Source organism: Streptomyces sp. P13-3-3, assembly GCF_050571355.1.
GTDB lineage: Bacteria > Actinomycetota > Actinomycetes > Streptomycetales > Streptomycetaceae > Streptomyces > Streptomyces althioticus.
Map to the genome: position 1 here is coordinate 4,448,811 of NZ_CP192228.1, position 22,946 is coordinate 4,471,756.

22 protein-coding genes, 1 tRNA gene and 2 pseudogenes are annotated in these 22,946 nt (G+C 69.8%); 13 read left to right on the forward strand and 12 right to left on the reverse strand.

The window, feature by feature from the left end:
• Positions 1-393: 393 nt before the first annotated feature.
• Together ACQZOG_RS20455 and ACQZOG_RS20460 are read left to right on the forward strand one after the other, a co-directional pair.
• Positions 394-909: a SigE family RNA polymerase sigma factor gene (locus tag ACQZOG_RS20455; RefSeq protein WP_033275564.1), complete on the forward strand. Its 516-nt coding sequence runs from the start codon at positions 394-396 to the stop codon at positions 907-909.
• Entirely contained in the window at positions 899-1,537 is a 639-nt protein-coding gene (locus ACQZOG_RS20460; RefSeq protein WP_058916947.1) for a hypothetical protein, read from the forward strand. The genes ACQZOG_RS20455 and ACQZOG_RS20460 overlap by 11 nt, the downstream gene beginning before the upstream one ends.
• Before the next feature lie 18 nt (positions 1,538-1,555).
• Here ACQZOG_RS20460 and ACQZOG_RS20465 read toward each other — a convergent pair whose 3' ends face one another.
• From ACQZOG_RS20465 to ACQZOG_RS20495, 7 genes and pseudogenes are all read right to left on the reverse strand, one after another.
• On the reverse strand, positions 1,556-2,230 hold the full coding sequence (locus ACQZOG_RS20465; RefSeq protein WP_430741704.1) for a response regulator: 675 nt from the start codon (positions 2,228-2,230) through the stop codon (positions 1,556-1,558).
• Entirely contained in the window at positions 2,227-3,384 is a 1,158-nt protein-coding gene (locus ACQZOG_RS20470) for a sensor histidine kinase (protein ID WP_382003962.1), read from the reverse strand. The genes ACQZOG_RS20465 and ACQZOG_RS20470 overlap by 4 nt, the downstream gene beginning before the upstream one ends.
• Positions 3,381-4,208, reverse strand: a complete 828-nt coding sequence (locus tag ACQZOG_RS20475) for a CPBP family intramembrane glutamic endopeptidase (protein WP_037641560.1) — start codon at positions 4,206-4,208, stop codon at positions 3,381-3,383. Before ACQZOG_RS20475 ends, ACQZOG_RS20470 begins: the two co-directional genes overlap by 4 nt.
• 175 nt (positions 4,209-4,383) lie before the next feature.
• Positions 4,384-5,244, reverse strand: coding sequence for a carbohydrate ABC transporter permease (locus ACQZOG_RS20480; protein WP_037641562.1), 861 nt, complete (start codon positions 5,242-5,244; stop codon positions 4,384-4,386).
• The gene (locus ACQZOG_RS20485) at positions 5,241-6,182 is read right to left on the reverse strand and encodes a carbohydrate ABC transporter permease (RefSeq protein WP_203550114.1); all 942 of its coding nucleotides are present in this window, start codon (positions 6,180-6,182) and stop codon (positions 5,241-5,243) included. The genes ACQZOG_RS20480 and ACQZOG_RS20485 overlap by 4 nt, the downstream gene beginning before the upstream one ends.
• A complete protein-coding gene (locus ACQZOG_RS20490; protein ID WP_430741705.1) occupies positions 6,182-7,015 on the reverse strand; it encodes an extracellular solute-binding protein in 834 nt (277 codons plus the stop codon). Before ACQZOG_RS20490 ends, ACQZOG_RS20485 begins: the two co-directional genes overlap by 1 nt.
• Positions 7,016-7,127: 112 nt before the next feature.
• Positions 7,128-7,712: pseudogene (locus tag ACQZOG_RS20495) on the reverse strand (hypothetical protein); the annotation flags it as partial.
• Between the two features lie 115 nt (positions 7,713-7,827).
• On the opposite strand from ACQZOG_RS20495, the gene ACQZOG_RS20500 reads away from it, so the two are divergent.
• Positions 7,828-8,169, forward strand: coding sequence for a hypothetical protein (locus tag ACQZOG_RS20500; RefSeq protein WP_193456153.1), 342 nt, complete (start codon positions 7,828-7,830; stop codon positions 8,167-8,169).
• Positions 8,170-8,234: 65 nt separating this feature from the next.
• Here the strand turns inward: ACQZOG_RS20500 and ACQZOG_RS20505 are convergent, their stop codons facing one another.
• Together ACQZOG_RS20505 and ACQZOG_RS20510 are read right to left on the reverse strand one after the other, a co-directional pair.
• Complete coding sequence (locus tag ACQZOG_RS20505; protein WP_058916952.1) at positions 8,235-8,426, reverse strand: hypothetical protein; 192 nt, start codon at positions 8,424-8,426, stop codon at positions 8,235-8,237.
• 11 nt (positions 8,427-8,437) lie between these two features.
• Entirely contained in the window at positions 8,438-9,289 is an 852-nt protein-coding gene (locus ACQZOG_RS20510) for a helix-turn-helix domain-containing protein (protein WP_193456152.1), read from the reverse strand.
• 254 nt (positions 9,290-9,543) lie between these two features.
• On the opposite strand from ACQZOG_RS20510, the gene ACQZOG_RS20515 reads away from it, so the two are divergent.
• Positions 9,544-9,948 (forward strand): ATP-binding protein, encoded by a 405-nt coding sequence (locus tag ACQZOG_RS20515; RefSeq protein ID WP_193456151.1) that lies wholly within the window; start codon positions 9,544-9,546, stop codon positions 9,946-9,948.
• Positions 9,949-10,258: 310 nt separating this feature from the next.
• On the opposite strand, the gene ACQZOG_RS20520 is transcribed toward ACQZOG_RS20515, so the two are convergent.
• Positions 10,259-10,726 (reverse strand): hypothetical protein, encoded by a 468-nt coding sequence (locus ACQZOG_RS20520; protein WP_193456150.1) that lies wholly within the window; start codon positions 10,724-10,726, stop codon positions 10,259-10,261.
• A 679-nt stretch (positions 10,727-11,405) separates the two neighbouring features.
• Between ACQZOG_RS20520 and ACQZOG_RS20525 the strand changes: the two genes are divergently transcribed.
• Complete coding sequence (locus ACQZOG_RS20525) at positions 11,406-12,800, forward strand: CBS domain-containing protein (protein WP_430741706.1); 1,395 nt, start codon at positions 11,406-11,408, stop codon at positions 12,798-12,800.
• 313 nt (positions 12,801-13,113) lie between these two features.
• Here ACQZOG_RS20525 and ACQZOG_RS20530 read toward each other — a convergent pair whose 3' ends face one another.
• Positions 13,114-13,449: a type I restriction enzyme subunit R domain-containing protein gene (locus ACQZOG_RS20530; protein ID WP_193456148.1), complete on the reverse strand. Its 336-nt coding sequence runs from the start codon at positions 13,447-13,449 to the stop codon at positions 13,114-13,116.
• Positions 13,450-13,458: 9 nt separating this feature from the next.
• Here ACQZOG_RS20530 and ACQZOG_RS20535 point away from each other — a divergent pair.
• Both ACQZOG_RS20535 and ACQZOG_RS20540 read left to right on the forward strand, forming a co-directional pair.
• Positions 13,459-14,099: pseudogene (locus ACQZOG_RS20535) on the forward strand (tyrosine-type recombinase/integrase); the annotation flags it as partial.
• A gap of 190 nt (positions 14,100-14,289) precedes the next feature.
• On the forward strand, positions 14,290-15,138 hold the full coding sequence (locus ACQZOG_RS20540) for a nuclease-related domain-containing protein (RefSeq protein ID WP_430741707.1): 849 nt from the start codon (positions 14,290-14,292) through the stop codon (positions 15,136-15,138).
• Between the two features lie 222 nt (positions 15,139-15,360).
• Here the strand turns inward: ACQZOG_RS20540 and ACQZOG_RS20545 are convergent.
• A tRNA-Arg gene (locus ACQZOG_RS20545) sits at positions 15,361-15,432 on the reverse strand.
• Between the two features lie 135 nt (positions 15,433-15,567).
• On the opposite strand from ACQZOG_RS20545, the gene ACQZOG_RS20550 reads away from it, so the two are divergent.
• From ACQZOG_RS20550 to thrB, 6 genes are all read left to right on the forward strand, one after another.
• The gene (locus ACQZOG_RS20550; protein WP_430741889.1) at positions 15,568-16,044 is read left to right on the forward strand and encodes a response regulator; all 477 of its coding nucleotides are present in this window, start codon (positions 15,568-15,570) and stop codon (positions 16,042-16,044) included.
• 151 nt (positions 16,045-16,195) lie between these two features.
• On the forward strand, positions 16,196-17,227 hold the full coding sequence (nrtL, locus tag ACQZOG_RS20555; protein ID WP_430741708.1) for an ArgS-related anticodon-binding protein NrtL: 1,032 nt from the start codon (positions 16,196-16,198) through the stop codon (positions 17,225-17,227).
• A 17-nt stretch (positions 17,228-17,244) separates the two neighbouring features.
• Positions 17,245-18,636 carry a diaminopimelate decarboxylase gene (gene lysA / locus ACQZOG_RS20560; protein WP_359672832.1) on the forward strand — a complete coding sequence of 464 codons (1,392 nt, stop codon included), beginning with the start codon at positions 17,245-17,247 and terminating at the stop codon, positions 18,634-18,636.
• Between the two features lie 220 nt (positions 18,637-18,856).
• Positions 18,857-20,149 (forward strand): homoserine dehydrogenase, encoded by a 1,293-nt coding sequence (locus tag ACQZOG_RS20565; RefSeq protein WP_033275537.1) that lies wholly within the window; start codon positions 18,857-18,859, stop codon positions 20,147-20,149.
• 6 nt (positions 20,150-20,155) lie between these two features.
• Positions 20,156-21,214, forward strand: a complete 1,059-nt coding sequence (gene thrC / locus ACQZOG_RS20570; protein ID WP_033275536.1) for a threonine synthase — start codon at positions 20,156-20,158, stop codon at positions 21,212-21,214.
• Positions 21,215-22,016: 802 nt separating this feature from the next.
• Complete coding sequence (gene thrB / locus ACQZOG_RS20575; protein ID WP_033275535.1) at positions 22,017-22,934, forward strand: homoserine kinase; 918 nt, start codon at positions 22,017-22,019, stop codon at positions 22,932-22,934.
• Positions 22,935-22,946 lie beyond the last annotated feature (12 nt).

Consider the following 22,946-nt stretch of genomic DNA (forward strand, 5'->3'; position numbering starts at 1 on the left):
CGGTTCCGAGTGTTCTGTACGGCTCGGAACGGGGCCACGATCCACTTCGAGGGGTGTCCGATTCGTCCCGGTCTACCAGGCGGGTGACGCGGAACACATTCGCCAAGACGCCGATGGATGGGCAGAGTTACCGGAACGTACTCGCACTGTGGAAAACGTCACGAAGCCCGTGTGTGCGGCCGGGGCCGCCCCCGCGAAACGAGGCGCGCGTCACGTTCCGCGCGGCCGCCCCACCGGGCTCCGTCCTCACCGGCACGGCGGTCCGACTGATCCCCGCAGCCGGTTCCGGCGTCTTCCCACGGGGGCGCGTTCCGAAGTACGCGACCTGCCGGGCCGTCCCGCGGGACGGCGGCGGGCGGGCCGCGCAGGCGATCACAGACTGCGGTGGAGGGCATGGACGAGGACGAGTTCGACGCTTTCTACGCGGCCGCCTTCCCCCGTCTCACCGGCCAGCTCTTCGCCTTCACCGGAGATCTCGGCGAGGCCCAGGACGTGGTGCAGGAGGCGTTCGTGCGCGCCTGGGACCGGCGCCACCGGCTGATGGCCGACGAGGCGCCGGAGGCCTGGGTGCGCACCGTCGCCATGCGTCTGGCCGTGAGCCGCTGGCGCCGGGCCAAGCGCTGGCTGGAGCTGGTGCGGCACTCCCCGCCGCCCGAGACGACGCCAGGGCCCGGCCCCGACCGCACCGCCCTGGTCGCCGCCCTGCGTCAACTTCCCGAATCCCAGCGGATGGCCGTCGTACTGCACCATCTGTGCGACCTCAGTGTCGAGCAGGTAGCCTCCGAGACCGGCGCGCCGGTCGGCACGGTCAAGGCCCGCCTGTCCCGGGGGCGGGCGGCACTGGCCCGGCATCTGGCGGTGGACGAGGCCGAGGAGCCGGCCTGGGAGGAGGGCGGCCGTGTCGGATGAACTCAGCGGCGCTCTGCGCGAGTTGGCCGCACGGCACGAGACCCCGCCGCCCCTGCCCGCCGCCGAGGTCCGGGACCGCGCCCGGCGCCGCTCACGCCGCCGCAGGGCCGGACTCGCGCTCGGCACGGCGGCCACGGCCGCCTGCGCGGTCACCGTGGTGACCCTCGCCCTGCACACCGACCACCCCGCCGGGAAACGGCACCATCCCGGCGCCACCCCGGTCACCTCGCCCGCCCCCGCACGGACCCCCACCGCCTCGCCCCGTCCCTCCGGCCGGCTCGACGTGGACCTGCGCACCCTCACCCTCGCCGACCGGGTGCTGCGGGTCGACCTGCGCGCCGCCGGCCGCTTCCCGCCCGGCACCCGGCTCACCGTGGTCGCCCGGACCTCCGGCGCGGTGCTGCCGCTGAGGAGCAGGACCGAGGTCCGCGAGGTGAAGGTGCCGTACCTGGTGGAGCTGCGCGCCCCCGGCGGGCGGCCCGTGTACGCGGGCGCCCTCTCCTTCGACGCCAAGGTGCTGCGCGCCCTGTCGGGCACCACGGGCTGGGTGGGGCTCAGCGCGCGGGACGCGGAGTGGCTGCACGACCGGCTGCGTGACGGCGACCAGATCGAGCTCGCCGACCGGTGAACCTCCGTGGAGGGGAGCTCAGTTGACCAGGCCGCGCCGGTACGCGTACACGACCGCCTGCACGCGGTCGCGTAGCTGAAGCTTGGACAGGATGCGGGACACGAACGTCTTGACCGTCTCCTGGCTGATCACCAGCGCCGCCGCGATCTCGCTGTTGGACAACCCGTCCGCGATGAGCCGCAGCACCTCCAGCTCGCGCGGCGTCAGCGGGACCTCCCGGTCGCCGCCGTCCTCGGACGGCCGGATCCGGGACGCGTACCGGCCGACGAGCTGCCGGGTCACCTCCGGGTCGAGCAGCGCCGCGCCCGAGGCCACCGTCCGGATGCCGTGCAACAGCCGGTCCGGCGGGGCGTCCTTCAGCAGGAAGCCGCTCGCCCCCCCGCGCAGCGCCTCGTACACGTACTCGTCGAGGTTGAACGTCGTCACCACGAGCACCTTCACGGGATCCGGCACCCCGGATCCGGCCAGCAGCCGGGTCGCCTCGATGCCGTCCAGCACCGGCATCCGCACGTCCATCACCACGACGTCCGGCCGCTCCTTGCGGGCGAGGTCGACGGCGGCGCGTCCGTCCGCGCACTCGCCGGCGACCTCCATGTCGGGCTGGGCGTCGATGATCGTGACCAGTCCGGTGCGCACCAGCATCTGGTCGTCGCACACCACCACCCGCACCGGTCGGCCCGGCGCACCGCTCACGGCCGGCCCCCGGTGGGTATCCGCGCCCGTACGGCGAACCCGCCGCCGGGACGCGGCCCCGCCTCGAACTCGCCGCCCAGGACGTCCACCCGCTCACGGAGGCCGGCCAGCCCCCGCCCGCTGCCGCCCGGCGAGGTGACGGGCCGCGTCCCCGAACCGTCCGTGCCGACCTCCACCGTGATGTCCCTCTCGCTGTGCTGCACCAGAACCGAAGTAGCCTGCCCGTGAGCGTACTTGAGGGCATTGGTGAGGGCCTCCTGCACCACCCGGTACGCCACCAGGTCCGCGCTCCCCGTCGAAGCCGCCGGAGTGCCCTTCTCGGTGAACTCCACCGGCTGCCCGGCCCGGCGCGTCTGCTCCACCAGCGTGAGCAGCCGGCCCACGGGCGGGGTCCGGGAGCCCTCGCCGTGGTCGGGGTTCAGCAGGTCGAGCAGGTGCCGCAGGTCGGCGACGGCACGCCGCCCGGTGTCGGTGACCGCCGTCAGCGTCTCGTCGAGCCGTTCCGGTGCCGCGGTCAGATAGCGCGCGGCCTCCGCCTGCACCACCATCGCGGTCACATGGTGGGTCACCACGTCGTGCAACTCACGCGCGATGCGCGCCCGTTCGGCGGCCCGCGTCTGCTCCGCCACCTGGTGACGCCGCTCCGCCTCGGCGATCCGCGTCGACCGCAGCCACGCCCCGCCGCCCCACAGCAGACACATCGCCACGTAGAACGACACCAACTCGGCCACCGGTTCGTCCGTTCCGCGCCGCATCAGCTCGGCCACGAACAGCACGTACGCCACGGAACCCACGGCGACGGTGGTCCGCCGGTACCGCTCCAGATGCGCGCCCGTGCTGAGCAGCGCCAGCGGCAGCGCCGTACCCGCGACCGTGTGGTAGCCCTGCAGCTGGTCCAGCACGAAGCCGGCCGCCACCAGGGACAGGCAGACGGCCGGCCACTGCCGCCGCAGCGCGAGCGCGAGGGCCTGCAGGCCGATGGCGGCGACGGCCAACACGTCGTACGGGCGCTCCGCCATCGCACCGATGTCGGTCCCGCTGCCGCGCAGGCTCGGCACGAACGCGAGGAAGCACAGCAGCACGGCGAACGGCAGGTCCCGGGCCGTGACGTGCAGTCGGCCCCAGACCTGCCGCAGTCCGCGCAGACGGTTCACGGGACGAGCGCGACCGTGTCGGTCCGCTTCGAGCGGCGGGGCGTCATCTGGCCGCGCCGGCGGGCCAGCCACAGGAGACCGACGGTCACCAGCGCCCAGAACACCAGCGTGTACAGGCTGGCCTCGGGCCCGAACTCACCGCCGCTGATCAGGGTCGGCCCGGACGTGGACGCGTCCAGCAGACCCTGCTGGGTGTCGTTGCCGGAGACCTCGGTGCTGAAGATGCCGGACGCGGCGAAGTTCCACCCGAAGTGCAGACCGATCGGCAGCCACAGACTGCGCGTCGCGACGTACGCGGCGGCCAGCATCGGACCGGCCGACAGCGCGATCACGGTGGCGCCCCACAGGCTCGCGTCCGGGTTCAGCAGATGCCACGCGCCGAACAGCACACTGGTCGGGATCAACGCCCCCCACGTACCGAACCGCTCCTCCATGGTCCTGAACAATACGCCCCGGAACAGGAGTTCCTCCGTGACGGAGGCGCCGGCCATGAACCCGGCCAGCCCCACCGCGCCGGTGTACGACCCCCAGCCGTCCACCTCGTAGTGCCCGAGGAGGGCGATGTTCGCGACGACGGACGCGAACACCAGCGTCCCGAGCAGCACACCCCGGACGACCGCGCCGACGGCGCCCTGCCGGGACACCTCCGCGACCGGGCGCTTCTCCGTGCGGCCCACCACCCAGGCGTAGACGTACACGGACAGCACCGCCGTCACCAGGCCCAGGCCGAGCGTGGCCCACGGATTGTCCTGGACCGCGGCCACACTCTGTCCCCCGACCAGGGACACCACCACCACGGCCAGCAACTGCCAGAACACGCGCACGACTTCACTCCTCGACAAGGGGGGACGCGGCGGCGAACCGGCCGCCGCTCCGACCACCCGAACGCTACGGAGACACGCCGCGGGACGCGTCACCAGCGAGTGGGCACCCTCGCGTAGCTCCTACGGGGGACAGGGAGTGAGCTGTCCCCCGTGAGGGGGGACCCCCCGGGTGGTCTCAGCCCTTCACGGCACCGGAGGTGAGGCCGCGGATGAAGGACCGCTGGAGCGCGAGGAACGCCAGCACCGACGGCAGCATCGCGAGGAACGCGCCCACCAGCAGCACGCCGATGCCCACCTGGTCGTCGGAGCGCAGGGAGCGCAGCGCCAGCGGGAGGGTGTACTGGGCGGGGTCGGTGGCGACCAGCAGCGGCAGCATGTACTGGTCCCAGATCATCGTGAAGCCGAAGATGCCGATGACGCCCAGCGCGGGCCGGCACAGCGGCAGCACGACCTGCCAGAACACCCGGAACTCGCCCGCGCCGTCCAGCCGCGCCGACTCCTCCAGCTCCTTCGGGATCTCCTTCATGAACTCGGTCATCACCAGGATGGAGAACCCCCAGGCCGCCACCGGCACGATCATGCCGACGAGTGAGCCGACCAGGCTGACGTGCAGCAGCGGCAGGTCCGCGAGCAGCACCGACAGCGGGACGGCGAGGACCTCCTCGGGCAGCATCATCGTCGCCAGGACGAGCACCAGCACGACCGCCGACCCGCGGAACCGCTTGCGGGCGAGGGCGTACCCGGCGAACACGCTGACCAGCACCTGGAGCGCGAGCCCGCCGCCCACGACGAGGAAGGAGTTGAGCAGGTAGTCCAGGACGTTGCGGTCGACCGCCCGCTCCAGGTTGCCCAGGGACAGCCGGTCGGGCCACAGGGTGAACTGGGTGGGGTCCACGGTCGGGGTGAACGCGCCCACCATCAGCGCGAGCAGCGGCCCCGCGAACACCATGAACAGGGCGGTGTACAGCACTAACCGCAGCACCCGCGCCCAGGGACCGCGCGCCTCCGCCAGCCCGAGCGCCGTCTCGTTCCTCATCGGACCTCCCTCCGGCGCAGCCGCGAGGCCACGGTCAGCACCAGCAGCACCAGGAACAGCAGCACGGTCCCGGCCGCCGCGACACCCAGCTCGTTGCGTTCGAGGCCGAGTTTGTACGTCAGGGTCAGCAGCACCTCGGTGGAGCCGTCGGGGCCGCCGTTGGTCAGCAGGAAGACCTCGGTGAAGACGCGCAGGCCCCGGATCGCCGCGAGCGTGAGCAGGATGGCGAACACCGGCCGCAGTCCCGGCAGGGTGACGTGCCAAATCCGCCGCCACCGCGAGGCGCCGTCGACGGCGGACGCCTCGTACAGCACCCGGTCCACCCCCGCCAGCCCGGCGAGGAAGATCATCATGTCGTACGGGGCGCCGCGCCAGATGCCGACGAAGGCGATGGAGGTGAGGGAGCTGTCGGGGGAGTTGAGGAATTCGCTGGGCCCCAGTCCGAGCACGCCGAGCACGGAGTTGAGCGCGCCGCCCTCGGCCGGGTAGTACATGACCCGCCACACCTCGGCGACCACCGCCATGGCGGTGACGACCGGCAGGAAGACGGCCGAGCGGACGAACCACAGCGAGCGGGTCTGCCCCTCCAGCAGGAGCGCCAGTGCGAGGCCCAGGAGGATGGAGCCGGCCGTGGTCGCGACCGCCAGCACGACCGTGTGCCACACGGCGGCACCGAAGTCGGAACTCCCGGCGATCTCGGCGTAGTTCTCGCCGCCGACGTAGGTGTTGCCGAGGAACGGCCGCACTTCCTGGAAGCTCATCCGCACGGCCTCCGCCATGGGGATGAACTTGAAGTACAGGAAGAGCAGCAGCGCCGGTGCGAGGAACAGCCACGGCGTCGCGCCGCGCCGCAGCCGTGACCGCAGCGGGGGAGCCGTACGGGCCGGGCGCCGCGCCTGCGTCTTCCGCGACGCCGCCCGCGCCTCGGTCACCGCCATCAGCCCTTGGCCCCCTGCTTCTCGAGCTCGGCGTCGATCTCAGCGGCGAGTTCGCCCATGGCGCCGGCGACGTCACGGGAACACTCGGAGACCACGCCGTTCAGGCCCTCGGACGAGATCTGCCGGACGGTCGCCCAGTTGGGGAGCGCGGGGGCGTTGCGGCCGTGCTCGTCGTACACCTTCTGGAAGACGTCCCAGCGGGGGTCCTTGCGCTCGGCGGCGCCGTCCACGGTGGTGTTCACCGGCAGCCGGACGATGATGCCGCCGTTGTCGAGCCCGAGGCCGATCTTCTGCCCGGCGGGGGAGGCGGCGAACTCGGCGAACGCCTGCTGCCCCTTCTCGTTGCCGGACCCGGCCATCAGATAGACGTTCTCGCCCTCGGCGAGGGCGGCCGCCTCGCCGCCGGCGCCGGGCGGGGCGGCGACGACCTCGTACGTGTCCTTGCCGAGCGAGCCGTCGAACCTGGGCAGCATGTACGGCCCGGTCAGGTAGATGCCGCCCTTGCCGCTCTCGAAGACGGTGTGGGTGGTGGCGGAGTCGGCGGTGCTGGCGCCGGGCTGCACGACCTTGGAGTCGCAGAACATCGCCTGGAGCTTCTCGACGGCCTTGACGGAGGCGGGGTCGTCGACGGCGGCGGTGTACCCGTCCCCCTGCTTCTTGACGAAGTCGCCGCCCTCGGACCAGAGCATGGTGGAGAACCACCAGGTCAGGTAGCCGCGGGTGGTGCTGCCGGGCACCACCATGCCGGCGGTGTCGTTCTTGCCGTTGCCGTCGGGGTCGTCGTCGGTGAACGTGACGGCGAGCTGGATGAGCTCGTCCCAGGAGGAGGGCAACTGGGCGTTGACTCTCTCCCGCCAGTCCTTGCGTATGAGCAGGGCGAAGGCTTGCGAAATTGAAGGGCACGCCGTAGTACTTCCCGTCGTACCCCTGAGCGGCCTCCCAGGCGCGGTCGGCGATGTCGCCGCTCCCGGCGACGCCCTCCCGGTCCACCTCACGCACGAGCCCCTGGGTCACCAGGTTGCCCAGCTGGCCGGTGTCGTTGATGACGATGTCGGGGAGGTCCTTCTGCGCGGTGCGCTGCTGGAGCTTGGTCTCGAAGTCGTTGACACCGACGGCGACGAGCTTCGCCTCGATGCCGCTCTCCTCGGAGAACGCCTTGGTGAGCGCCTCGGCCGACTCCGCGGCCGGACTTCCGGCGTCCTGCCGGATCCAGACCTCCAGCGGCGCGGATTCATCCTGCTGTTGACCTGAGGAGCCCGAGGAACACCCGGTGGCGGTGACGGCGGCTGCGACGACCACGGCGGCGAGCGCGCCGAGCCGCCGCCTTCGTACTGGCGTGCGGAGTTGCTTCGACACGGGAGGCTCCGTCCATTGCGTACGGGCGAGGTGGCGGGACTCTATGCAGAGAGGTTGTGTCGAATCAATAAAATGAACAGTATTTACATACATGAACAATGAAGTGGGTGCCTCACGGGTCCCAATGGGCGCGGTTATCGCAGAGATGGGGCGGGGCGCGGCAGGGGAGGGCATGATGAGGCCCGCTCGGCCGATCAGAACCACGTCCAGGAATGCGCCAAGGTTCACGCTGCCGAACCGGCGGCGGAGGGGCTCAGGGGCACGGGACGGGGGAGGGAGAAGGGTGAGGATGCCTGACGATTACGGCGACCTCACCCGCGAGCTGACGGACCTGCCCAACAACGTTTGTGGCATCTTGCACGGCCACAGGGACGTCGGCCCCGTGGCGTCGCGCTTCGAACGGCTCGGTTGGAGGGTGAGCTCATCCTCCTGGCACGGCTACGAGGTGCGCACGACGTGGTGCGAGGTGGAACTCGAGCCCGCCGAGGTCCCGGACGTCCTCCTGAACGGAGTCGTCGACCCGTCCCGCTTCGACGACCTGGCCACCGTCCTCACGCGCTGCGGCGCGGGGACGTACAGGTTGGAGCTGTACGACGAGGACGGCGGCCTGCTCAGGGAGATGCGTGTGTGACCCCGCAGGAGGCCGGCCACGGCCAGGCCGCCGGACCGGGAATGGGCGGCCCGCTGAACGATGGCCTACAAGAGGTGGTCAGCCTTCCCGGCCTTGATGTCGGTGATGAGGGTGCGCAGCGCCTCGATGGAGTCGGTGAGGGGGCGCTCCTCCTGACCGACGACGGCTATGTACCCGTTGCCGTCGGCATCGGTACCGAGCCGGAAGCAGGAGCTGCCCTCCCCGCAGAACGGGGCTTCCCAGGTGATGTCAGCCATGTGGTCACTCCTCATAGGTGATGAGCGATCTCGCGGATGAAGTCGCGTGACCGTTCCGGTGACAGTGCCAGACCTTCCAACAGGTCCAACTGCGCACGGTATTTCGCGAGCTGGCCCTCCGCGTACAGGAAATCCGGCCCGTGGGAGTTGTCGATCTGCACGGTATCGAGCTGCCGCACAGGCCCTTCGGCGTAGACGACGGTCTGTCCCGCCCCAGGGAATGCGCCGTGGTCGAAGGGAATCACAAGCACGGTGACGTGATCCCATTCCGACACTTCCAGCAGGTACTTCAACTGTCCTCGGGCAACGTCCCGCCCACCGAACTGCATCCGAAGCGCCGCTTCATGGATGACGGCTACATACGGGACCGGATCGTCGCGGGTGATCACGCTCTGGCGCTCCGTACGGTGGGCCAGCCGGAGAGCGACCTCATGCTCGGGAAGCTGCGGCACGACGGCGCGGAAGATAGCCATCGCGTGCTCAGGCGTCTGCAACAGCCCGGGCACATGGACGGTGTTCGCACCCCGCAGGCGTACCGCATACGCCTCGGTCTCCGAGATGTCCAGTAAACCCTGAGGCAGGCTGCCCCGATAACGCTCCCACCACCCCGCCTGACTCGGCTCTGCCATCTCGACCAAGGCCTCGACGTACGCCTCGTCGGTGCAGTCACAGTTGCAGGCCAGCTTGCGCAGCCGTTCGGCGTTGATCCCGCGCTGTCCGGACTCCATGTTGGAGATGCGGCTCCGGTCGACACCCAGGAGCCCGGCGGCGTACTCCGCGGACATACCGGCCGCGGTGCGCATCCTGCGCAGTTCACTGCCCAGACGCTTCTGACGCTGTGTGAGAACCGTCCTCGGGGGCATGACGTTTCCTTCCGTACGGAGTGGCGTCCGGATCAGTCCTATAAGCACAGTTGCACCGCATCGAGGCCATTGTTCCGGACCGCATGGCAAATATGACCCCTGCTGCTCTACCGTCAGTATTGCGCAAGTTACACAACGCGATGCCGGAAGTGCACCGCGCGGACGCGCCCGCCTGCCCTGGGACGGGTGTGTCCGCGACCAGGGCGGCAGGCCACCGGCGATCCCAACCCCTCCACACCCGAACGGAGTTCGCCGTGCCCGAGATCCCCCTGGTACCCCTCCACTGGCATCTCCCCGCCCATCCCAAGTCCGTACGACGGGCCCGCCATGCAGTGACGGAGTCCCTACCATCCGCACTCCGCCCGAACCTGGGCGACGACCTCGGGCTCCTGACCTCCGAACTGGTCACGAACGCGATCCGCCACGGAGCGGACGGCAGGGACGATGACCTGATCGAACTCGTCCTGTGGCCGGCGGACGGCCACTACTGGCTTGCCGTCTCCGACCCGGGTATGGGAAAGCCGGCGCTGGCACACCCGGGCGCGGACGCGGAAAACGGCCGCGGCCTGCTCCTGGTCGACCACATCGCCGCCGCGTGGACCGTCCGCTCCCGCCCTACTCGGGGTACCTCCGTGGTCGCCGGCCTCTCATACAGCTGAGAAGGTTGACCAGGCGGAGCGATCGGCCTGTTGGCACGGTTCGTACCGCGTTGACAGGCCGAGCGTGCCAACGGAGCGGAACGCAATTCGTCGAGCGTCTCAGGACTCCCTGGTGTCCCACCAGGGGCCGCCTGCAGCCAAGCGTCTCAGCTTGTTGGAGAGCAGATCCCCGCCATGTTCTCCGACAGATACCCAGCCGATGCCTGTGATCAACGGGCGGACCGGTCCTCCGGTCAACAGGCGGGAGCCCCGGCTCTGGCCGCATAGACCCCACTGTCATCCGAAACCGGCGGCAGTCCCTCAGGCACTGTTAGCGCACGTCAGAGGACGCAAGCTTCACGAAGTGCTCCAGCGACTCTCGTGCCTGGTTGCCACGCGCACTCAGTTCCGTCTTGTCGGATGCCTTGTGTGCCCTGGCCGTCAGCTCGTAAGCCTGCTGTGCGGCGTCGATCACCGTCTGGCTGCTTGCGATGAGCTGGACTCGGAACAAAGCGTGGAGGGCGATCCCGCGAAGGCGGTACGCCTCGAGGCGAGCCTCGAAACAGGCGGGGCCATCCGGTTCCTCGTCCTTGCGATGCCAGCGGTCGTGTTGGCCTCGCCGGAACTCGGTCACTGCCCCGGCGAAGTCGCTGTATACCGTCATCCGCTCGGAGCGAAGTTGCTGCTGAGCCGCGAACATCTGATCACGAGCAGCCGCTCGACGCTGGAACAGGTGCGTCACGGAAACACCGAGCAGAGTCCCCAGGACTGCGATCAAGGCTGAGAGAACACCGGTCACGGGAAGCAGGACACCACAAGTTCTTCCATGTGCCCAGACGTACATGCCTTCGCACGGCGCGGGACCGTGGCCGCACCTGCCAGAAAGTGCGCCACAATCATCACGCGGCTATCAGTGCTCGTTGTCATGGCGCTGCATCCAGCCGTGTTCGGTGTGTGTGCGGAATCAGACGCCGCACCTGGCGGACTCGCTGTAGCAGGATCCTCAGGCGCTTCACGAGAGCGCCCGGCGGAAGTTGAAGCTGCGCATACGGCTCCGGAGGGCCCTTCGGCCTCAGACGTGTGCGCAGGTCACAGCTCTCTTAACTGCCCCTAGCAGCTTGCTTGTCCATGGATAGTCCGCAACTGCGGTCGGCGTCGTGTGCACGCTGCACGTCGGCCTTCCCGTCATGGATGTACGCCTTGGACCGTTGCGTGTGCTGGCCGTTGCTGTCCCCCCACTGCTATGCCGCTGGCACCAGCACTCAGGAAGCTGCGGTTCTCATGGACCGTACGCCGAAGTGGGCGCGCGACCCTCGCCCTCCAGGGCTCGTCGACAGGCAAGCTGAGGCAGCCGCCCGCGACTTGACACACTGTCAGTTACAAAGTATTCACAATCCCTACGCGTGGTGAACGTCGTCCCCAGCTTGACGCCGCGGCCATCGTTGCCCACGCAGCCAGCTGCTACGAGATGAGGCAAAGTGCCCGAGTCGGCTTCCACTCGCACCACCTATCAGCTCGATGGCCGTCGGGTCACTGTCGCTGACCTCCTGCAAGCAGGCCTGCTCCAGGAAGGAGAGCCGCTGACCTTCGAGCGGCCGCGAATAGGCAAGACCTATAGCGCGCTTGTCACCGATCGCGGCTGGATCCAACTTATGGACGGCCGGGAGTTCCGCTCGCCCTCACGCGCCGCAGCCGCTGCTGTGGGCACGGGCACCTTCGACGGATGGCACGCCTGGGCGCTCTCCGATGGGCAAACCTTGGATCAACTGCGGCAGCGCTTTCTGGACGCAGCCGCGGAAGGTTCCGCTCAGGAACCGCAAGACGACGGTGTGACAACCACAGTGAGAGCCCGCCACCAGCGTCTCAAGAACGCGCGGGAACAGGCTGAGGCGGGCAATCCAGAGTCCCTGACTGTGAGCGATCTGCTGGGCTGGTGGGGCGTGCAGAGGCGTGGGAGCTTGATCACTCAGCAGATCCGCGCCGAGCTGGACAACCACAGCCTGCTTACCTCGCCGGCCTTCGACAAAGTGCCCATCGACGCCACGGTTCATCTCGTCGTCCCACCGAGCAACGACGTGCCCACGATCGACGAGTCGGATGCCGTCGCATCGGTGGTCGATACGGCTGGGTCAGAGGATGAACGTCCCGAAGTCGGACTCCCTGTCGGCAGCCTTCACTCTGCCCTCGCAGGCGTCGATTCGTTGCCGCCTTCAGCCACCTTCGAGCAGGCAATCACGATGATGGCCATCAACGACTATTCGCAGATCCCGATACTCGAAGGTCCCCGCAAGCTCCGAGGCGCTGTCACTTGGAAGTCGATCGCCAAGACGCGTCATGTCAGTCCCGAGGCGAAGCTTTCCGATGCGGTCGTCGACGCGTCCGTTGTTTCCTACTCCCTCGACCTGATCGACATTCTTCCCCTTCTGGAGGAATCCGAGTTCGTCCTTGTCAAGGATGAGACGAACAAGATCGCGGGCATCGTCACGGCGAGTGATGTAGCGGGAGCCTATGGCAGCATGGCCACCCCTTTCTTTCTCGTGGGTGAACTCGATCAACGTCTGCGCCAGGTCATTGCGGATAGCTTTGAGGTGAAACAGGTCATCGAGTGGTGCGATGCCGATAATTCGCGCGGTATCACTTGCTTCGACGACCTGTCTTTCGGTGACTACCTGCGGGTATTGAGAAACCCTAAGGCGTGGGAACTGCTCGGCTGGCCTTTGGACCGCAAGATCTTCACCGATCGGCTAGACGAGATCCGGGAGATACGCAACGACCTCATGCACTTCAACCCGGACCCGCTGCCCGACGACGCTGTGCAAAAAATCCGCTACGCAATCAATCTGGTTCGAGAGTGCGCAGAGTCTGCGCGTTGACACTCCGCCCTGATCCCAAACTGTGCCGACCAATGGAAGACGCGGATGCCGAAGGGTCCCGAACATGATCGGTCGGGGCCCTTATTTGGCTAAGGAATGGCTCCACTCCATCCTCGACTATCGGCCGCTGATCGTGTCGTAGACCAAAGCGGTCAGGGCCTTCAACGATGGGTCGTTCTCGTCCCCCACAGTGCTGTAGACATTATGGTTCATCTTCTCGAACGAAACTTCGCGGTCGGTCAGTGTGGACACTAGGGCAATGTGTATGCCGGGAGATTCGGCGAATTGTTCCTTAGGATTCGCTAGCACCTGACTAACGAGGCCCTCGTTTTTCATCACTGCATTCAGCAGGCTCGCCAGTCAGGACACCTGAGATGCTTCGGGGATGCGGTTTCCGTGCCTCGGCAATGTTCTCAGCAGTGTTCACGAAATCCGCGGCCTGGATCATCTGCGATGTATTAATCGTGCTGTGCTTCGTGACATGAATGCGGTTGAGGCGCGAAAGCGACTGCACGCCCATGACGCCGGACAGCTTCTTGTTCACGTACATGCTGCACAGCAGGGGCTGGTCGAAGCCGGTCTGGAACCTATTGGCCACAAGCAGCACACGATTAAGGTCATCCTTGAACTCGGTGTGCAGGTCGCGCACTCCCGGTTTCTCGGCGGCCTCGGTGTGCTCAGCATCACGGCTGTCCGCTGGCAGAAGCCGAAGGTGTCCAATCAGGTCGATCCTCGGGTTGTCGCCAACCCGGAGCAGGCGCGAGATCCCCTGGCGGCGGTCTCCCGCGTATGCGGGTACCGGTGTGCCCGTGGTCGTCGCCTCGTGGGTCTGTTCGCCGCCATGCACGTTGGCGGTCTCCGGCCGGCGGAAGCGGTCGGCCCCGTCGAGACCGACCTGAACCTTCCCGGGCAGGGCTGGGGGCTCGGCGCTGCTCCACCGGACCCGTCTGTCCGCCGGCAAGCAGTGGACCGACCTTCGGCACGGCGGACGACGGGCGGCTGTTCTTCAGTGAGAAGGGCTCGGTCGTCCCGTCCTCGACCTACTACCGCGTGTGGCAGGAGGCCCGGCTCCTCGCGCTTCCGCCGGCCGTCGCGGCCTCGCCGCTCGCGAGTCGGCCGTACGACCTCCGGCACTCGGCGCTGTCGACGTGGCTCAACGCCGGGGTCGATCCGACAGAGGTGGCCGAGCGTGCCGGCAACAGCGTCGAGGTCCTGATGACCCGCTACGCGAAGTGCCTCGACGGACGACAGGACGTCGCCAACCGGCGTATCGAGGATCTGCTGCGCGAGTACGAGTGAGACAACCCGCACCCACACTGAGGCCTCAGGCACGCCGCCTGGGGCCTCAGTCGTTTCATGCTCTACCTGGGACGGTGCCTCATCTGGAAAGAGCAGGTTCGGCTGCGCCCCTTGCCCTGCGGTCTTGTGGCCTTCCCTCGCTTGCTGCTGGCATGTCGGCAACGTCAATGCGAGAGCACAGGGGGGCCTTGTGGAGCTGCGCGTCACGCGCTGGAAGCGGTACGGGCGTGATCGCCTGTATGCCAACCTGTCGGACGGCACCGCGGCCGGTTGGGCAGATGTCATGACGGGGGACATCACGGTTTTGCGGGCGGAGTATCACGACGACGTGATTACCGTGCTCACACAGCACTTACAGAAGCTCACGGAGCCGGTTTCGCCAGACAGTGCGCCCGGGGTTGCAGAGCGTCCGACGCTGCCGCCTCTGACGCCGGCGGACGATCTGGCCGTGAACCCTCCCGGGGCCTCCTTGCGTGATCTGCTCGACGAATCCGGACCGGGACTGCTGGGGCGAATGATCGCGCGGGTTCTTCGGCGACCCACTGAGTGGGATTCCTGGCGGAAGGGGTTGGAGGGGGAGCGGCGAGTGGGAGCCGAGCTGAACCGCTTGGGGCGCCACGGTTGGCGTGTCCTGCACTCCATCCTCCCCTTGGCCAACAAAGTGGATATCGATCACTTACTGATCGGGCCTGGTGGGGTGTTCAGCATCAATACGAAGCACCACCACAAGAGGGCCGTGTGGGTCGGGGACGATTCCGTGAAAGTCGATCACGGGAAACCAGCGCCCTACGCGCGCAAGAGCCGGGCGGAGGCCAACCGGGTCGTCCGGGTGCTTGAGCGTTACTGCGACTTCTCGGTACCGGTGGAGCCGGTGCTCGTCTTCGTCGGTGTCTCCGAGCTGAAGGTGGTTGCCACACAGCTCAGTGTCCGGGTCTACGAGGAGCGCCAGGTAGCGGCACTCGCTCCGCTCTCAGGCGTGCTCACGGCTGACCAGGTGTACAGCGTTGCTCGTCATCGTCAGGCTTGGGCCCGGGCCTGAGCTGGCGGCCCCGCGGCGTGACTATGGGGTGGGGCGACCGACATTGATGCGGCCTCGCCTTTTCCCGGACCTCACCTGCGGCGATGCTCCAAGATCCCGTCCACGCCTCGTCCACAGACCCCGACATACGCCCGCTCCGGGCCGCACACGCCTGCACATACGCGAAGACCCCGGCCTCAGCGTTTCCGCTGGTGACGGGGTCTTTGGGCACCTCATGCTGGGTGCCCCCGGCAGGATTCGAACCTGCGCACACGGCTCCGGAGGCCGTTGCTCTATCCCCTGAGCTACGGGGGCGTGTCAGTCGCGGTGATCGCGGCGACGGGTAGAACACTACCAGTTCTCCCGGGGTGGTCATGAACCACTTTTCGCGTCCCGCGGCGTCCGCCCCGGTCGGCTCCCCGTGCGGCCCGTACCCCGGTCGGGGTGGAAGTGGGGAAACGCCGGACGCGGTGGCCGGTCCCGACCTACTCTCGAGTCGTGCCGAGCACTTCGGGCCGGGTTCTTGTCGTCGACGACAACAAGGTCATCCGGCAGTTGATCAGGGTCAACCTCGAGCTGGAGGGCATCGAGGTGGTGACCGCGGCCGATGGTGCCGAGTGTCTGGAAGTCGTGCATCAGGTGCGGCCCGACCTCATCACCCTGGACGTCGTGATGCCCCGGCTCAACGGGCTCAGAACCGCCGGGCGCCTGCGGTCCGACCCCCGTACCGCCGGCATCCCCCTCGCCATCGTCAGCGCCTGCACCCAGCAGGAGGTCGAGAGCGGGCTCGATGTCGGCGTCGACGCCTTCCTCGCCAAGCCCTTCGATCCGCAGGAGCTCGTCCGGGTCGTGCAGTCGCTCATCGACTCCCCGGCCGGCCGAGTGCGGGGGAGTGGAGACACCGAGGCCGCCGCCGGGCACGCCTAGCTGTTCACCCCCGTCCGCGCACGTCCACCCCCGTCCGTGCACGTTCACGCCCGTCCGCGCCCGACCGGCCCCGTCCACCCCCGTCCACATCCCGGGACACCCCCCCAAACCCGTTCGCATACCCACCCCCCTCCTCGCCTACGCTTGTCCCGTGACCCCCGTCGAGCTCTCCCGCACCGTGCTGCACGCGGTGCGCCGTGCCGTCGACGAGGGGGAACTCGCCGTGGCCGTGGTGCCCGAGCGGGTCGTCGTCGCACCCCCGGGGCCTGGCGGCTGCGGCGACTACGCCACCAACGTCGCCCTCCAGCTCGCCCGCCCGGCCGGACAGCCCGCCCCCGCCGTCGCCGAACTCCTGCGCACCCGGCTTCTCCGTACCGACGGCATCAGTGACGTCGTCGTCACCGGACCCGGGTTCCTCAACATCTCCCTCGCCGGCGGCTCCGACGCCCGCCTCGTGGGCGACATCCTCCGCGCCGGCCCCCGGTACGGGCACAGCGACGCCCTCGCCGGGCAGACGATCGAGCTCCACGCCGCCCCCGAGGTCCGCGCCCTCGTCCTCATGGACTCCGTCGCCCGCGTGCTGCGGTCCCAGGGCGCCCGCCCCCAGCTGCACTGCACCCGCCCTCCCGAGGACGCCTGGGTCCGCGTCCTCGGCGTACCCGAAGACATCCGCGTACGGCCCGGCACCGACCCCCTCCGGCCCGTCCCCGCCCCCGCCGACCCCACCCCCCTCGGCCGCGACGCCGCCCGCTGGGCCCTGCTCCACCCCGCCCCGCACGACCGGCCCCGCATCGAGGACGAGCATCTGGTGCAGCGTGAGAGCAACCCGCTGTTCCGCGTGCGGTACGCGCACGCCCGGAGCCGGGCCGTTGTGCGCAATGCCGCCGATCTCGGGTTCGGGCCCGAGCCGGGGCCCGTCAACGCGTCCGCGTTGCATCAGGCCCTCGCCGACCACCCCCGCGTCCTCGCCGCCACCGCCGCCCACCGCGCCCCCGACCGGCTCGCCCGGCACCTCGTCGCCGTCGCCGACGCGCTCGCGCCCCTGCTGCCCTCCGTCCTGCCTCTCGGCGACGAGAAACCCTCGGCCGCCCACCGTGCCCGGCTCGCCCTCGCCGAAGCCGCCGGGACGGTGCTGGCCGGCGGCCTGTCCCTGCTCGGCATCGACGCACCCGAACATCTCTAGGAAGCCCAAGACCTGCCATGAGCCGTTCCGCACACCCCGCCGGGCCCCGTCACGCCGACGTCCTCCCCGAGGGGCACTACTCCGCGCCGCCCGCCGACCTCAACTCCCTCGACCCCAAGGTGTGGTCCGAGACCGTCACCCGTGACGCCGACGGCGTGCTCACCGTCGGCGGGATCGACGTCAAGCGGCTCGCCGAGGAGTACGGCACCCCCGCCTACGTCCTCGACGAGGACGACTTCCGCTCCCGGGCCCGCGCCTGGCGCACCGCCTTCGGCGACCACGCCGACGTGTTCTACGCCGGCAAGGCTTTCCTGTCCCGGGCCGTCGTCCGCTGGCTGAACGAGGAGGGGCTGAACCTCGACGTCTGCTCCGGCGGCGAGCTGGCCACCGCGCTGTCCGCCGGGATGCCCGCCGAGCGCATCGCCTTCCACGGCAACAACAAGTCCGTCGCCGAGATCCGCCGCGCCGTCGAGGCCGGCGTCGGCCGGATCGTGCTCGACTCCTTCCAGGAGATCGTCCGCGTCGCCCACATCGCCCGCGAGCTCGGCACCCGGCAGCGCGTGCAGATCCGCATCACCGTCGGCGTCGAGGCGCACACCCACGAGTTCATCGCCACCGCCCACGAGGACCAGAAGTTCGGCATCCCGCTGGCCGGCGGTCAGGCCGCCGAAGCCGTGCGGCGCGCGCTCCAGCTCGACGGGCTCGAAGTCATCGGCATCCACTCGCACATCGGATCGCAGATCTTCGACATGTCCGGCTTCGAGGTCGCCGCGCACCGCGTGGTCGGGCTGCTCAAGGACATCCGCGACGAGCACGGCGTCGAGCTGCCCGAGATCGACCTCGGCGGCGGCCTCGGCATCGCGTACACCAGCGACGACGACCCCCGCGAACCGCACGAGATCGCCAAGGCGCTCACCGAGATCGTCACCCGTGAGTGCGAGGTCGCGAAGCTGCGCACCCCCCGCATCTCCGTCGAGCCCGGCCGCGCCATCGTCGGCCCGACCGCGTTCACGCTCTACGAGGTCGGCACCGTCAAGCCGCTCGACGGGCTGCGCACGTACGTGTCCGTCGACGGCGGCATGTCGGACAACATCCGCACCGCCCTCTACGACGCCGAGTACAGCGTCTCCCTCGTCTCCCGCTCCTCCGACGCCGAGCCCATGCTGACCCGGGTCGTCGGCAAGCACTGCGAGAGCGGTGACATCGTGGTGAAGGACGCGTTCCTGCCGGGCGACCTGGCACCGGGTGACCTGATCGCCGTGCCGGCGACCGGGGCGTACTGCCGCTCCATGGCCAGCAACTACAACCACGTGCTGCGGCCGCCGGTGGTCGCGGTGAAGGACGGCCAGGCGCGCGTCATCGTCCGGCGCGAGACGGAGGAGGACCTGCTGCGGCTCGACGTCGGCTGAGACGCCCCCGAAGAACAGGGCCCCGGACAGGGCCCCGGACAGGGCCCCGGGCAGGGTTCCGTACAGGGCCCTGAACGGGGTGTCCGCGCCGGCGGAAGATCTTTCGTCGGCGCGGACATGTAAATGAAATAGACGTCTCACGATCCGGACTTTGCACAGAAAGTCCCGTTCGGTGAGTGAGACTGGTGCAACCGAGACGGTAATCAGGAAACGAGGTCGGATGATGCGTACGCGTCCGCTGAAGGTGGCGCTGCTGGGCTGTGGAGTGGTCGGCTCAGAGGTGGCGCGCATCATGACGACGCACGCCGACGACCTCGCCGCCCGCATCGGAGCCCCGGTCGAGCTCGCCGGCGTGGCCGTACGGCGCCCGGACAAGGTGCGCGAGGGCATCGACCCCGCGCTGATCACCACCGACGCGACCGCCCTCGTCAAACGCGGCGACCTCGACATCGTCGTGGAGGTCATCGGCGGCATCGAGCCGGCCCGGACCCTCATCACCACCGCCTTCGAGCACGGCGCCTCCGTCGTCTCCGCCAACAAGGCCCTCCTCGCCCAGGACGGCGCCGCGCTGCACGCCGCCGCCGAGGAGCACGGCAAGGACCTCTACTACGAGGCCGCCGTGGCCGGCGCCATCCCGCTGATCCGTCCGCTGCGCGAGTCTCTCGCCGGCGACAAGGTGAACCGGGTGCTCGGCATCGTCAACGGCACCACCAACTTCATCCTCGACAAGATGGACAGCACGGGCGCGGGCTACCAGGAGGCCCTCGACGAGGCCACCGCCCTGGGGTACGCCGAGGCCGACCCGACCGCCGACGTCGAGGGCTTCGACGCCGCCGCCAAGGCCGCCATCCTCGCCGGCATCGCCTTCCACACCCGTGTGCGCCTCGACGACGTCCACCGTGAGGGCATGACCGAGGTGACGGCCGCGGACTTCGCCTCCGCCAAGGAGATGGGCTGCACCATCAAGCTGCTCGCCATCTGCGAGCGGGCCGAGGACGGCGCGTCGGTCACCGCGCGCGTGCACCCGGCGATGATCCCGCTCAGCCACCCGCTGGCCTCCGTGCGCGGCGCCTACAACGCCGTGTTCGTCGAGTCCGACGCCTCCGGGCAGCTGATGTTCTACGGCCCCGGCGCGGGCGGCTCCCCGACCGCCTCCGCCGTGCTCGGCGACCTGGTCGCGGTCGGCCGCAACCGGCTCGGCGGCACGACGGGGCCCGGCGAGTCCGCCTACGCGGCGCTGCCCGTCTCGCCGATGGGCGAGGTCGTCACGCGCTACCACATCAGCCTGGACGTGGCCGACAAACCGGGCGTCCTCGCCCAGGTCGCCACCGTGTTCGCGGAGCACGGTGTCTCGATCGACACGGTCCGCCAGCAAGGCAAGGACGGGGAGGCGTCGCTCGTCGTCGTCACCCACCGTGCGTCCGACGCGGCCCTCGGCGGGACCGTGGAGGCGTTGCGCAAGCTCGACACCGTGCGTGGTGTCGCCAGCATCATGCGGGTTGAAGGAGAGTAACCAGCAATGACCCACCAGTGGCGCGGAATCATCGAGGAGTACCGGGACCGGCTTCCGGTGTCGGACACCACGCCGGTCGTGACGCTCCGTGAGGGCGGTACGCCGCTCGTGCCCGCGCAGGTGCTCTCCGAGCGCACCGGCTGCGAGGTCCACCTCAAGGTCGAGGGCGCGAACCCGACCGGGTCCTTCAAGGACCGCGGCATGACGATGGCCATCTCCCGGGCCAAGGAGGAGGGCGCGAAGGCGGTCATCTGCGCCTCCACGGGCAACACCTCCGCGTCCGCCGCCGCGTACGGCGTGCGCGCCGGCATGGTCTCCGCCGTGCTGGTGCCGCAGGGCAAGATCGCGCTGGGCAAGATGGGCCAGGCCCTGGTGCACGGCGCGAAGATCCTCCAGGTCGACGGCAACTTCGACGACTGCCTGACGCTGGCCCGCTCGCTGAGCGACAACTACCCGGTGGCGCTGGTCAATTCGGTCAATCCGGTGCGCATCGAGGGCCAGAAGACCGCCGCCTTCGAGATCGTGGACATGCTGGGCGACGCCCCCGACATCCACGTCCTGCCGGTGGGCAACGCGGGCAACATCACCGCGTACTGGAAGGGCTACAAGGAGTACGCCGCCCACGGCGTCAGCTCCCGCACCCCGCGCATGTGGGGCTTCCAGGCCTCCGGCAGCGCCCCCATCGTGCGCGGCGAGGTCGTGAAGGACCCCTCGACGATCGCCACCGCCATCCGCATCGGCAACCCCGCCTCGTGGCAGCTCGCGCTCGCCGCGCGGGACGAATCGGGCGGCCGCATCGACGAGGTGACGGACCGTGAGATCCTGCGCGCCTACCGGCTGCTGGCCTCCCAGGAGGGCGTCTTCGTCGAGCCCGCGTCCGCCGCGTCGGTCGCCGGTCTGCTGAAGGCCGCCGAGCAGGGCAAGGTCGACCCGGGCCAGAAGATCGTGTGCACGGTCACCGGCAACGGTCTAAAGGACCCCGACTGGGCCGTCGCCGGCGCCCCGCAGCCGGTCACGGTGCCGGTCGACGCGGCCACCGCCGCGCAGCGGCTCGGTCTCGTCTGACCCACGGCCTTCCGGGCTCGGCCGACCCACGGCCGCTCGGGCCGGGCGGCCCATGGCGACTCGGGTCGCCCAGCCCACGTTGGCCCCGGCGCGTCCGGCCCGCGCCGGCCCCGGTCCGGTTCGTCCGGCCGACGGCGACCCGGGCCGCCGTGGGCCGGCCGACCCACGGCCGCTCGGGCCGCGCGGCCCATGGCGACTCGGGTTGCCCGGCCCGCGGCGGCCCCGGCGCGTCCGGCCCGCGCCGGCCCCGGCCCGGTTCGTCCGGCCGACGGCGACCCGGGCTCGTCCGGTCCACGGGGCCTCGGCTCGTGCGGCCCATGGCGACTCGGGTCGCCCGGCCCGCGGCGGCCCCGGCGCGTCCGGTCCACGCCGGCCCCGGCCCGGTACGTCCGGCCGACGGCAACCCGGGCTCGTCCGGTCCACAGGGCCTCGGCTCGTCCGGCCCGTGCGGCCCGTGCGGATCCGCGTGCTCACATCGACGCGGATCCGCCGGAACCGGCGTAAGGACGCGCCCGTCCGGGGACGCTCTCTACGGGGGGTGCACAGGGGGCTTGCGACACGCATCGTGCGCCTCCTGTGCGCCCTATGTCGCAGGTGAACCTTCCTTCGATAGGCTGTAGGGAACCCGCCCGCCGCATATGCCGCGGCAGTGCGTCGTCCCCAGGGTCCCGCCAGTGCCCCAGGACGGCCCGGAAGCGGCCGGCCAGCCCGGTCGGCGGCGGCCCCAGGGTTCTCGTACGTCATCGAATGTCCGTCGAACGTCATTCGACAGTCCACGCAGCTACAGGAGAGTCTTCGAGCGATGGCCGGTCCCGCGTTCCGCGCCGCCGCCGTCCGGGTGCGCGTCCCCGCCACCAGCGCCAACCTCGGCCCGGGCTTCGACGCCCTCGGCCTGGCGCTGGGCCTTTACGACGACGTCGTCGTCCGGGTGGCCGACTCCGGGCTGCACATCGACATCGCGGGTGAGGGCGGCGAGACCCTCCCGCGGGACGAGAGCCACCTTCTCGTACGCTCCCTGCGCACCGCCTTCGACCTGCTCGGCGGGCAGCCGCGCGGCCTGGAGATCGTCTGCGCCAACCGCATCCCGCACGGCCGGGGCCTCGGCTCCTCCTCGGCCGCCATCTGCGCCGGGATCGTCGCCGCCCGCGCCGTGACCATAGGCGCCGAGAACAAGCTCGACGACACCGCGCTGCTCGAGCTGGCCACCGAGATCGAGGGCCACCCCGACAACGTCGCCGCCTGTCTGCTCGGCGGCTTCACCCTGTCCTGGATGGAGGGCGGCGCCGCCCGGGCGATCAGGATGGAGCCCGCCGATTCCATCGTTCCGGTGGTTTTCGTGCCCGCGAAGCCGGTCCTCACCGAGACCGCGCGCGGACTGCTCCCGCGCACCGTGCCGCACGTCGACGCCGCCGCCAACGCGGGCCGTGCCGCCCTGCTCGTCGAGGCCCTCACCCGGCGCCCCGAGCTGCTGCTGCCCGCCACCGAGGACCGTCTGCACCAGGAGTACCGCGCCCCGGCGATGCCGGAGAGCGCCGCACTGGTGGAGCGGCTGCGCGGGGACGGCATCCCCGCGGTCATCTCCGGCGCCGGACCGACGGTCATGGCGCTGGCCGACGCGGGCACGGCCGACAAGGTCGAAGCGCTCGCCGGCACCGACTGGGCCGCCAACCGGCTGAGCCTGGACGTCCAGGGAGCGAGCGTCCTTCCGCTCGCCACCTGACACGGTTGCCGG

Coding starts and splice junctions, on each gene's coding strand:
- thrB (WP_033275535.1), top strand. CDS start 22,017: ATGGCCGGTCCCGCGTTCCGCGCCGCCGCCGTCCGGGTGCGCGTCCCC.
- ACQZOG_RS20455 (WP_033275564.1), top strand. CDS start 394: ATGGACGAGGACGAGTTCGACGCTTTCTACGCGGCCGCCTTCCCCCGT.
- ACQZOG_RS20505 (WP_058916952.1), bottom strand. CDS start 8,426: ATGGCTGACATCACCTGGGAAGCCCCGTTCTGCGGGGAGGGCAGCTCC.
- ACQZOG_RS20565 (WP_033275537.1), top strand. CDS start 18,857: ATGATGCGTACGCGTCCGCTGAAGGTGGCGCTGCTGGGCTGTGGAGTG.
- ACQZOG_RS20500 (WP_193456153.1), top strand. CDS start 7,828: ATGCCTGACGATTACGGCGACCTCACCCGCGAGCTGACGGACCTGCCC.
- ACQZOG_RS20480 (WP_037641562.1), bottom strand. CDS start 5,244: ATGAGGAACGAGACGGCGCTCGGGCTGGCGGAGGCGCGCGGTCCCTGG.
- ACQZOG_RS20485 (WP_203550114.1), bottom strand. CDS start 6,182: ATGGCGGTGACCGAGGCGCGGGCGGCGTCGCGGAAGACGCAGGCGCGG.
- lysA (WP_359672832.1), top strand. CDS start 17,245: ATGAGCCGTTCCGCACACCCCGCCGGGCCCCGTCACGCCGACGTCCTC.
- ACQZOG_RS20510 (WP_193456152.1), bottom strand. CDS start 9,289: ATGCCCCCGAGGACGGTTCTCACACAGCGTCAGAAGCGTCTGGGCAGT.
- thrC (WP_033275536.1), top strand. CDS start 20,156: ATGACCCACCAGTGGCGCGGAATCATCGAGGAGTACCGGGACCGGCTT.